We start from the raw sequence: 3,128 nt of genomic DNA on the forward strand, positions 1-3,128 counted from the left end.
GATGCCCGCGCCGCCGTACTCGGCGCTACGCTCGCCGGTCCAGACCGGCCGCAGGCGCTGGCGCTGCTGGCGGCCGAGGCCGAGGCCAACTGGCAGGCCATCGCGACGCTGCTGGGCCTGCCGCTACCGGTGGCGGTCGACTGAGCATTGCCGGCGACGGGAAACCAAGAATTCGCTTTCCCTTAACGCACGCGTGACGCAACATCCGCGCCATGCCAGATGCCCGACCGAACCCGCAGCTCGCCCAGGTGCGGCTAGCCGACTACGCGCCGCCCGACTGGCTGGTGCCCGAGGTGACGCTGGAGTTCTGGCTGGATGCCACGCGCACTATCGTCACCGCCCGGCTGACGGTGACGCGCAACGGCGTCCACGACCGGCCGCTGCGGCTCGACGGGCACGGGCTGGAAACCGTGGCAATCCGCATCGACGGGCAGGCCTCTCCTGACTGGCCGAACGGCGACACGCTGAGCCTTGCCATCGCTGGAGACCGGGCGGTGGTGGAAACCGAAGTGGTTATCCACCCATCCCGCAACACGCGGCTGATGGGCCTCTATGCCAGCGAGGGCAAGCTGGTCACCCAGTGCGAGGCGGAGGGCTTCCGCTCCATCACCTGGTTCCCCGACCGGCCTGATATCCTGTCGCGCTACACGGTGCGGCTGGAGGCAGACGCGGCGCTTTATCCGGTGCTGCTGTCGAACGGCGACCGTGGCACCATTGAAACCCTGCCCGGTGGCCGCCACGCGATGCGCTGGACCGATCCCTGGCCCAAGCCCTGCTATCTGTTCGCCCTGGTCGCCGGCGATCTGGCGGCGCGCGAGGACGAATTCACCACCATGAGCGGCCGCCGCGTGCGCCTCGCCATCTGGACGGCGCCCGCCGATGTGCCGCGCTCCGCCCACGCCATGGCGGCGTTGAAGGCCAGCATGGCGTGGGACGAGCGCGTCTATGGCCGCGAATATGATCTCGACGAGTTCAACATTGTGGCGGTCGCCGATTTCAACGCCGGCGCGATGGAGAACAAGGGCCTCAACATCTTCAATTCGAAATATGTGCTGGCCGATACGGAAACCGCGACCGACATGGATTTCGATGCGGTCGCCGGCGTGGTGGCACACGAGTATTTCCACAACTGGACCGGCAATCGCGTCACCTGCCGCGACTGGTTCCAGCTGTCGCTGAAGGAAGGGCTGACCGTCTATCGCGACCAGCAGTTCAGCGCCGATCAGGGCAGCGCCGCCGTGCGCCGCATCGATGATGTCCGCTCGCTTCGCGCCGTGCAGTTTCCGGAGGATGCCGGGCCGCTGGCGCACCCCATCCGCCCCGATCATTATGTCGAGATCGCCAACTTCTACACCGCCACCATCTACAACAAGGGCGCCGAGGTGATCCGCATGCTGGCGACGCTGCTGGGCGAAGCCGGCTTCCGGCGCGGTGCCGACCTCTATTTCCAGCGCCACGACGGCCAGGCGGTGACCTGCGAGGACTGGCTGGCCGCGATGGCCGATGCCAATGCGGTGGATCTGTCAGCCTTTCAGCTTTGGTACAGCCAGGCCGGCACGCCGCGCGTGGCGGTGGAGACGCGGCAAACCGGCGGCCGGGTGGAGGTGACGCTGCGCCAGAGCCTGGCGCCGACGCCGGGCCAGCCCGACAAGCGGGCAATGCTGATGCCCTTCCGGCTGGCGTTGATCGGCCGCGAGACGGGCCGGCGGGTGAGCGACGAACTGGTGGCGCAACTTAAGGGCCCGGTGACGCATCTCACCTTCGACGGCCTCTCGGAACCGGTGCTGCCCAGTCTCAACCGCGGCTTTTCGGCCCCTGTGGTGGTGGAAGCGCCGCTGGCCCGTGACGATCTTGCGTTCCTCGCTGCCCACGACGACGATCCGTTCGCCCGCTGGGAGGCATTCCAGCAGCTGGCGCTGTCGGTGCTGGCCACCGACGATGCCCCCGATGCGCTGGTGACGGCGGTCAGCAACACGCTCGATGATCCGTCGCTTGATGCCGCCTTCAAGGGCGAGGCGGTGCTGCTGCCCACCGAGAGCTTCATCGGCGATGCCGCGGCGCAGGTGGAGGTGGAGGCCATCCACCGCCGACGCGAGGCCGCCCGTCAGGCGATCGCGCGCGGCCTTGAGGCGCGGTGGTGGCAGCTGTGGGAAGCCCATCGCGATGTGGGCGCGGCGCTGACGCCGGAGGCCAAGGGCGCCCGGCGGCTGGCCAATGTCGCGCTGTCCTATCTGGTGACGGCGGGCAGCGATGCGGCCTTCGACGCCGCCCGCCGCCAGTATGACGGTGCTGCCACCATGACCGACCGCATGGGTGCGCTGACCGCGCTGGTGAACAGCCGCAGCGACCATCGCGAAGCGGTGCTGGCCGATTTCCACCGCCGCTTTGCCGGCAACCACGACGTGATCGACAAGTGGTTCAGCGTGCAGGCCCTGGCCAATCGCGCCGACGTGCTGGACCATGTCGAGGCGTTGACGCGGCATCCCGATTTCACCATCGCCAACCCCAACCGGCTGCGCAGCCTGATCGGCGCCTTTGCCGCCAACCAGCGCTGGTTCCACGCCGCTGATGGCGCCGGTTATCGCCTGCTGGCCGATCAGCTGATCGCCGTTGACCGCATCAACCCGCAGAGCGCGGCGCGCCTCGCTGTGCCGCTGGGCCGCTGGCGCCGCTTCGATGGCACCCGCGCCCGGCTGATGCAGGCCGAGCTTGAACGCATCCTCGCCGCGCCCGGCATGTCGAAGGACGTGCTGGAAATGGCCTCGCGGGCGCTTGCCTGAGATGCCAGCAGCGGCGCTGCCGCTGTTTCACCATCCCGATTATGCGCCGCCGATGCCGGCGGGGCATCGGTTTCCGATGTCAAAGTACACCGCCCTGCTGCCGGCGCTGGCGGCCGCCGGGCAGGCAGTTGAGCTGCATGACCCCCCGTTGATGCCGCCGGAATGGCTGCAGGCCGTGCACGCGCCCGACTATGTGGAGGCGGTGCTGGCGGCGCAGGTGCCGCCAGCCATTGAGCGCCGCATCGGCTTTGCCGTCACGCCGGCCGTCGCCCGCCGCACCCGGCTGGTGGCGGGCGGCACCCATGCTGCGGCCGCCCACGCACTGCGGCACGGCTTGGCCGCCAACGG

Annotated in this window: 1 protein-coding gene and 1 pseudogene; both read left to right on the top strand. The window is 69.1% G+C overall.

What is annotated here, in order from left to right; all coding sequences use genetic code 11:
* Positions 1-212: 212 nt before the first annotated feature.
* Positions 213-2,780, top strand: coding sequence for an aminopeptidase N (gene pepN / locus GJV64_RS13030; protein WP_164157754.1), 2,568 nt, complete (start codon positions 213-215; stop codon positions 2,778-2,780).
* 76 nt (positions 2,781-2,856) lie between these two features.
* Positions 2,857-3,128, top strand: a pseudogene (locus GJV64_RS13035) (histone deacetylase); the annotation flags it as partial.

The sequence above is a fragment of the Sandarakinorhabdus rubra genome (assembly GCF_010994245.1).
Classification (GTDB): Bacteria; Pseudomonadota; Alphaproteobacteria; order Sphingomonadales; family Sphingomonadaceae; genus Sandarakinorhabdus; species Sandarakinorhabdus rubra.